Raw genomic sequence first — 7,624 nt, 5'->3', positions numbered from 1 at the left:
TCTTCAGATAAGGTCTCTTTCTTTGCAGACAATTTTCTTTTCCCGATTGAGTTTTCTCAATTAGACGGCGAATTCATAGTAAATGTAAAAAAAGGGTTGCCTACAATAGATGCCAAAATAAAGCGTTCTATGGTTCAATGGGGCAAATTATCTGCTCGGGACTTGAAAGCTGATTGTAGTTTACATGAAAAAAATCTTGTTATCAAAAATGGTGAAATTCAAATTGCAGGCGGAACCGTATATGTAAGCGGTAATATAGATTTCGGGAAAATCCCCGCGGTTTTTAATCTTAAAATAGACACTAAGAATGTAGACATTGGTATTCTTTCACAACAGTGGAGTGTTTCGCGGGCTATATCTGGAATATTATTTGCAGATGCAAGTTTCTCAGGAGAATTAGGCAAGCCAACCAGTCTTTTTGGTAAAGCTAAAATTAACATTGAAAATGGCGAGCTTGGTAAAGTCGGTTTGATTGGTCGTATGATTACTTTTTCGCCTCTTGCTGCTATGTCTAAAGATTTTGCTTTAACAACATTTGATGGGGATTTCAACCTTTCTGAAGGATATGCTTATACGGAGAATGCTGTTCTCAAGGGTCCAGAGATAAGAATCACGGCAAAGGGTGATATTGGGTGGAACAAGAAATTAAGTTTTGTATTGGGGCTACATACTTCGTCCGAGCTTTTAAAAGGGACTTCAATTACCAAAACTTTAGGAACGATAATAGACGGCTTTGGAAATGTTTTAAGAAAGATCAGGTTGACGGGCACTATAGACAATCCTTCTTTTACAATTATGCCTTTAGGGATAGGGGAAGCGATTATCGACGGATTGAAACGGTCTTTTGGTGGCGGTCAGCAGAAAGAAGTTGTAAAATAAATTAATGTTTGAAAAATAATTTGTTTCACGTGAAACATTTGATAAAAAACAGATGCCAGAAAACAGAAGGCAGATGACAGAGAACAGAAAAACAAGAATGGAAATACAATAGAAATAAGGTAGACATACAGTGGAAACACGCAGTAGACAAACAATGTATTTCGATTATATTTCTTTCATATTTTCTAATTTCTGGCTTCTGTTCTCTGATTAGATACGATGGGTGAAATAATAGCTATAGCTAATCAAAAAGGCGGAGTGGGTAAGACGACTACCGCCGTTAATCTTGCCGCTTCTTTGGCAATAAGCAGGAATAGGGTGTTGCTTATAGACCTTGACCCGCAGGCTAACGCTACGGCAGGCTTTGGCATAAATGGTAAGATTATAACTCACACTGCGTATGAGCTTTTTATATCGGATGTGGGAATTAAGGACTTGGTGGTTCCTACTGAAATGAAAACTCTTTATGTTTTACCATCGAATGAGCGCTTAATCGGGGCTGAAGTGGAATTGGTTGACATGCCTTCTCGGGAATTTATACTAAAAAAGAAACTTGAGCAGGTAAAAGACGATTTTGACTTTATTTTTATAGATTGCCCTCCTTCATTGGGTTTATTGACCGTAAATGCGCTTGTTGCGGCAAAGTCGGTAATTATTCCCATTCAATGCGAATATTATGCTTTGGAAGGGTTGGGACGAATCGCTGGTATTATAAATCAAATTAAAAACTCGTTTAATTCTTCGTTAGAAATAGCAGGAATAGCTCTTGTTATGGTAGATTTAAGAACAAATTTGACCAGAGAAGTTATAAGAGAGGTAAAAAACTATTTTCAGGATAAAGTTTTTAAAACATTGATTCCTCGCAACATCAGGTTGTCGGAAGCTCCAAGTTTTGGTAAGCCGGCGATTTTATATGCTTCTTTTTCTAAGGGAGCAAGAAGTTATCTGAACCTTGCAAAGGAGGTTAAAAGAAATGCAGAAAAGAGCGCTGGGAAGAGGGCTTGAAGCTTTAATCCCTTCCTTAAAGGAAACTGTTAAATTTGTTGAAATAAACAAGGTCGTTCCCAATAAGTTTCAGCCGCGCAAAAACTTTGATGCCGACCAGATGACGGGGCTAATAGAATCAATAAAGGAAGACGGAGTTCTTCAACCGGTCGCAGTTAAGCCCTTGGGTGATAATTACGAAATTATTTTCGGAGAAAGACGTTGGAGGGCGGCGAAAGTGGCGGGTCTTAAAACTATTCCCATAATTATTAGGGATGCGGACAACAAAAGCCAGTTAAAATTAGCTTTGGTCGAAAACCTTCAAAGGGTGGAGCTTAACGCTATTGAAGCGGCCGGAGGCTATAAAGCATTGATTGAGGAATTTAATTTATCTCAAGAAGATGTTGCAAAAATCGTAAGCAAAAATCGTTCGTCAGTTGCAAATACATTAAGGTTATTGAAGTTACCCCAGAACATTCAAAACGAAATCAAGAAAGGGACGATTAGCGAGGGGCATGGGAGAGTTCTTCTTTCCTTGCCGCCGGAAGAAAGGGAAAAATTATACAAACAGTTATTGGAAGGACGCTTGTTTTCGGTTAGAGAAACGGAAAGAATTGCGCAGGCCCGCCTGTTGCGAAGCGGGCAGGGAAAGAAAAAAACTGAAAAGAAAGATGCGCAAATTCAATACATAGAAGACCAACTTCAGAAAGCGTTGGGAACAAAAGTCATTTTAAAAACAGGCAGGAAGAGAGGTTCTATCGTTATAGAGTACTATTCTAATGACGATTTAAGTAGGATACTGGAAATGATAGGAGTTAAAATTTAAACCAGAGGTTTATAGTTAACGCAGAATCAATTGGCGTCTTAAAAACTAGAAACAATACTATTTTAAATGCGGAGAGGAAAACGTTGAATAATTCACCTTTAGAAGCGATAAAAAAAGCTGAAAAAAAAGCCGAAAAGGACTTGATAAAGGCGCGTGAAGATACGGAAAAGATGATAGCCGAAGCCAAAAAGCAAAGAGAACAACTTATCATCGGCGTTGAAACAGAAAAACAAAAGTTTACAAAACAGTTGCAGGGGCAGGTCAGAAAGGAAACAAAAAAAGAGACAGACCAAATAATAAAACAAGCGGAAGCAGAAAAACAAAAAATTGAGCAATTGGCGTCAAAAAACAAAGAAAAAGCAACAAATATTGTTATTAAAGAGATAGTTAAATAAATTTAAAAGATATATGTTGATATATATTGTCTTTCTACGACATATTTCTATGTATATCCACTGTATTTCCATGTATATCTATTTATCTCTAAGTATTTCGTTGTTTCTATGCAATTTTTTGATATTCTTTAATTTGAAGGAGTATAAACGATGTCTGTAGTAAAGATGCAGAAAATTAGGATAATTGGGCTAAAAGAAGACAAGGGAGCGCTTATTAGGCAACTGCAAAAAGCCGAATTTATCCATTTAAAAAACTTCGAAGAAGGCGCGTTGGATGATTATTTTTCAGGTCATGACCCTGAAAATGAAGCAAGGCATATCGCAGAAAAAATCACTCATATAGAATCTACCATTTCTTTTCTGGAACAATTTAATGAAAACAAGACGCTTGTTGAAAATTTTTTCCCGGCAAGAGTGGAAATAGACAAACAAGAATTTGAGAAAACAGTACGCAATTTTAACTATGAAGAAATAATAAAAAACACTAACGATATAAAAGATAAAATTTTTAAAATTGATGACAAAATATCGTCTATGCATGATGATATTGCTCTTCTTGTTCCTTTCAAAAATCTATCTTGGTCTCCTTGTCAGGCAAAAGAAACCCAAAATACAAATTCTCTTTTCTTAAAAGGTCCAAAGGGAAAATATGCTTCGCTAACCGAAAGATTAAGTGAAAAAAGCGCAACTTATGTGGAAAATATATCCGAGGATGTCGATTTTGCATATCTAATGTTGATATATTGGAAACAGAATGAAGGTGACATCTCCTCGGTATTGAAGACAGAAGGTTTTGAAACGCTAAATCTTTTTTTATGTGACAAATTACCTTCTAATGCGATAGATTTCTATGAAAAGCAAATAGAATCTTTGCTTAAGGAAAAAGAAAAGCTTTTCAAAAAAATAAAACAAATACTTAAGTGTAAAGATAAACTGATGATGGTTCACGACTGGTATTTATTTGGATTACAAAGAGAAAAAGCAAAAGAACATTTACGTGAATCGGAAACCACTTTTGTATTGCAGGGATGGGTAAGAAAAGATGATATGAACAAAATAAAAGAAACCTTACAAAATAAAACTCATCCCACTTACATTGAAAATATTGACCCTGACGAGGGGGAATTTCCGCCTATTGAAATTAAAAATCCCGCCTTAGTTAGACCTTTTCAGCCAATAACTAAGCTTTTTGGTCTTCCCCATTTTGGCGAAGTTGACCCTAGTGGTTTTGTAGCGCCTTTTTTCTTTATATTCTTTGGATTATGCCTTACGGATGCCGGTTATGGAATTGTTCTTATTGCTCTTACCCTTCTTGCTATGAGAAAAATAAAAGTTGGAAGTGAAGGGAAGCAATTCTTGCGTCTGTTTTTGCTTGGGGGGATTGCGACAATTTTTTGGGGGATAGTTACCGGAGGCTGGTTTGGTATAGAGATTGCAAAACTTCCTCAAGTTCTTAAGGCGTTAATTATAATCAATCCTTTGGAGAATCTTATGAAATTTTTTATTCTTGCCCTATCTTTTGGTGTTGTGCATATACTTCTTGGGATAGGCATCGAAATGTACGAACAATTAAGAAGCAGAAATTTTGCCGATGCGTTTGCTGACCAGTTGTCTTATCTTATTATCTTGCCCGGGGCTATTCTTTGGATTATTTCAAAACAGGGTTTTCTATCCCCGAAATTTAGTCAGGCAGCTTTTTTTATAATGATTGCGGGAGCTGGAATAATGGTAGTTTCCTCATTGTTCAAGAAGGGCAGAAACCCTCTTTTAAATGCATTGATTAGCCTGTTAGGATTTATATGGAAATCCAAAGATTTGATTGGTAATGTTCTCTCCTATTCCCGTCTTATGGCATTAGGTTTGGCAACTAGCATTATTGCACTTGTCATAAACATTCTTGCAGGAATTGCCTTGGAACAGATTCCTTATTTGGGAATTCTTGCTGCTTTATTGATTATTATTGTAGGGCATCTATTTAATATTGCTATTAATACGTTGGGGGCTTTTGTTCATACTACAAGATTGCAGTTTGTAGAGTTTTTTTCATACTTTTTTCAGGGCGGAGGGGAAGCTTTTCAACCGCTTGCCCAAGAAAGTAAATACATAATATCAAAAGTTAAAAGGTCTGCGACCACTATCTGCTCCGACGTCACGTCGGAGCGGGCGGGTCGTAGGACCGGAGGGAGGTAGGTTATGGATTTAGGTTTAGGGTTATCTATTGCAGGGGGGGCATTAGCCGTTGCTTTGGCTGGAATGGGTTCAGCTATAGGGATAGGTATTGCCGGCGAAGCTGCTGATGGGCTACTTTCGGAAGAGCCTGGTAAATTTGGTAATCTTCTTATTTTAGTAGCTCTGCCTGGGACGCAGGGTATTTATGGACTAGTTGTAGGTTTTCTCGTAATGCAGAAAATTGGAATTATGGGAGGAACTATCCCGGATATTAGCTCTTATCAAGGGCTTCAGATATTATTTGCCTGTTTGCCAATAGCTTTAACAGGACTCATTTCGGCAATTCATCAGGGTAAGGTTTCCGCCTCCGGCGTAGGAGTTATTGCCAAACAACCAAAAGCATTTATGCAGGCGGTTATTTTTGCTACGTTGGTGGAGACATATGCTTTATTTGGATTAGTTGCAAGTATATTCTTTTTAAACGGCATAAGTTTATAAGAATTGCGACATTACTACCGGAATTTGGATTTATAGTTAATATTACGTTTTAATAAAGAGTTTAAAGGTTATTTTACTATGGCATTAGAAGATATTTTAAAGAAAATAAAAGAGAAGAACCAAAAAGACATTTGGCATATTAAAAAAAAGGCAAGAGAGCAATGCAAAACCATAGAGCAAGAAATAATGAAAGAGGTCGCAGAGCTTAAGGCAAAGAATATACAGGAGGTGAAAGTAAGCACCAAAAAGTTAACAGAATATATGCTACAGGAGGCAAGAGTTAAGAAAGCAAAGGATATACTAAAAACTAAAAGCGATATACTTGATGCTGTTTTTAACGAAGCGCTTAAAAAACTTGAGAATTTGCCGACTAAAGAATATATGAAGTGGATAGAGAGAATGGTTTTGCAGGTGATAGAGCCGGGTGAAAACAAAATTGTATTGCCTGGGCAATTTAGTAAAGTGGTAGCCCTGGAAGAGTTTTTAAAGCAAATAAATGAAAAACTCCAAGGCAAAAGTAGTATTAAAATTGCCGAAGACAAAGAGGAAATAACAGGCGGCTTCGTATTAAAAAAGCCCAAAAAAGAAATAAACTGTTCATTTAAATCTCTCATTGAAGAAAAAAGGAATGACTTAAAGGTTAAAATAAGCCGAACATTATTTGGAAATGATATCTCCTAAAGTAAGCATTAAAAAAAGCCCCGGGTTCACATTTGCTGTGGCAAAAATAAGGTTCTGGGAATCAAAACTTCTCACAACCTCAATTTTTTATCAATTGGCAGATTCCAAAGATTTGCCGCAATTGCAGTCTATATTAAATCCTACGGCATATGCCAGCAAGATAGCATTGCCCGATTTCGATGATTCAATGGACTCAGAAGAGTTTGCTACATTGAAAGAACTTAAAAGCTTTCTTAAAGATTATAAATTTATTATGCCTTTTTTCTATAAAAGAGATTTCCATAATTTGAAACTAATTGCAAAATCAAAATATACAAATGTAGAAGCAGACTGGTTAAAAGAAGGTTTTATCTCAAAAGAGATTGCAATTAAGGTAATTGCCGAACAGGATTTGACTTCTCTTCCCAAGATATATCGGGGTTTTATAAATCAGATATGGAATATGTATGAGAAAACTGACCATTGGCAGATTTTCGATACGTTTCTGGATAAGAAATTATATGAGCAGATATTGAATGTTACAAAAGAAGTTTCGTTTGCAAACGGGTTTTTTAAAACAGAAATCGATTTAATTAATATTAAAACTCTTGTAAGGCGCAGAAACAATCCTGCCCGTCAAGATTTGGCAGACGAGAATACCCAAGCCGATTTATTCAGTCAATTATTTATAGATGGGGGGTTCATGGATAAGACATTTTTCGTTGAAACTTATAAAGAGCAAATAGATAAATTGTCACAGCGCTTAAAATTTACACCCTATGATATCTTAGCTGGCATAGGAACAGAGGATTCTAAGAGCTTTGATTACGAGATAGAAAAGAGGTGTTGTCTTGTGCTTTTGAAATATCTGTCATGTGCAAAATACACCGCTTTTGGATATGAGCCTATTTTGAGATATGTTTTCTCAAAAAACAATGAGATTAGAAATCTTAGAACAATCTTTGTTGGTAAGCTACACAATCTTTCCTCAGAAGAAATTAAGGCGAGGATAGGACCATTTGACGCATGAGAGAGGCTAAAATCGAGATGGAAGACAAAAAACTAGCGGCTTTGGGGAATAAAAAAGAACTTTTGCCGTTAATATCACTTGGATTTAAGCTCTTTGACTGCAAAAACCTGGAAGAAGCTGAGGATTTAATTAAAAATTTAAGCGCCCAAGGCTATGAGATGGTTATTATTGCCGAAAATATAG

Annotated in this window: 9 protein-coding genes; all 9 read left to right on the top strand. The window is 36.4% G+C overall.

The annotated features are described in order from the left end of the window. A partial coding sequence (locus KAS42_06385; protein ID MCK4905846.1) for a hypothetical protein occupies nucleotides 1–879 on the top strand: 879 nt, incomplete at its 5' end. Nucleotides 880–1,098: 219 nt separating this feature from the next. Continuing rightward, entirely contained in the window at nucleotides 1,099–1,884 is a 786-nt protein-coding gene (locus tag KAS42_06380) for a ParA family protein (protein MCK4905845.1), read from the top strand. After that, nucleotides 1,853–2,689: a ParB/RepB/Spo0J family partition protein gene (locus KAS42_06375; GenBank protein ID MCK4905844.1), complete on the top strand. Its 837-nt coding sequence runs from the start codon at nucleotides 1,853–1,855 to the stop codon at nucleotides 2,687–2,689. Before KAS42_06380 ends, KAS42_06375 begins: the two co-directional genes overlap by 32 nt. A gap of 83 nt (nucleotides 2,690–2,772) precedes the next feature. Beyond that, entirely contained in the window at nucleotides 2,773–3,084 is a 312-nt protein-coding gene (locus KAS42_06370) for a hypothetical protein (GenBank protein MCK4905843.1), read from the top strand. Nucleotides 3,085–3,234: 150 nt separating this feature from the next. Then, nucleotides 3,235–5,274, top strand: coding sequence for a V-type ATP synthase subunit I (locus tag KAS42_06365; GenBank protein MCK4905842.1), 2,040 nt, complete (start codon nucleotides 3,235–3,237; stop codon nucleotides 5,272–5,274). A 3-nt stretch (nucleotides 5,275–5,277) separates the two neighbouring features. Next, a complete protein-coding gene (locus KAS42_06360; GenBank protein MCK4905841.1) occupies nucleotides 5,278–5,751 on the top strand; it encodes a V-type ATP synthase subunit K in 474 nt (157 codons plus the stop codon). A gap of 78 nt (nucleotides 5,752–5,829) precedes the next feature. After that, on the top strand, nucleotides 5,830–6,432 hold the full coding sequence (locus KAS42_06355) for a V-type ATP synthase subunit E (protein ID MCK4905840.1): 603 nt from the start codon (nucleotides 5,830–5,832) through the stop codon (nucleotides 6,430–6,432). Continuing rightward, a complete protein-coding gene (locus tag KAS42_06350; protein MCK4905839.1) occupies nucleotides 6,419–7,441 on the top strand; it encodes a V-type ATPase subunit in 1,023 nt (340 codons plus the stop codon). The genes KAS42_06355 and KAS42_06350 overlap by 14 nt, the downstream gene beginning before the upstream one ends. Next, nucleotides 7,438–7,624: hypothetical protein (locus tag KAS42_06345; GenBank protein ID MCK4905838.1), on the top strand; the 187-nt coding region annotated here is incomplete at its 3' end. The genes KAS42_06350 and KAS42_06345, both read left to right, overlap by 4 nt.

Source organism: bacterium (assembly GCA_023135785.1).
Lineage (GTDB): Bacteria > CAIJMQ01 > CAIJMQ01 > CAIJMQ01 > CAIJMQ01 > CAZNJA01.
Note: the sequence above shows the minus strand (reverse complement) of the source record. Positions and strands in the feature narration are given on the sequence as shown.

What these genes read in the sequence shown, in the direction of transcription:
- KAS42_06355 (MCK4905840.1), top strand. Translation starts at nt 5,830, where the DNA reads ATGGCATTAGAAGATATTTTAAAGAAAATAAAAGAGAAGAACCAAAAA.
- KAS42_06375 (MCK4905844.1), top strand. Translation starts at nt 1,853, where the DNA reads ATGCAGAAAAGAGCGCTGGGAAGAGGGCTTGAAGCTTTAATCCCTTCC.
- KAS42_06380 (MCK4905845.1), top strand. Translation starts at nt 1,099, where the DNA reads ATGGGTGAAATAATAGCTATAGCTAATCAAAAAGGCGGAGTGGGTAAG.
- KAS42_06360 (MCK4905841.1), top strand. Translation starts at nt 5,278, where the DNA reads ATGGATTTAGGTTTAGGGTTATCTATTGCAGGGGGGGCATTAGCCGTT.
- KAS42_06365 (MCK4905842.1), top strand. Translation starts at nt 3,235, where the DNA reads ATGTCTGTAGTAAAGATGCAGAAAATTAGGATAATTGGGCTAAAAGAA.
- KAS42_06350 (MCK4905839.1), top strand. Translation starts at nt 6,419, where the DNA reads ATGATATCTCCTAAAGTAAGCATTAAAAAAAGCCCCGGGTTCACATTT.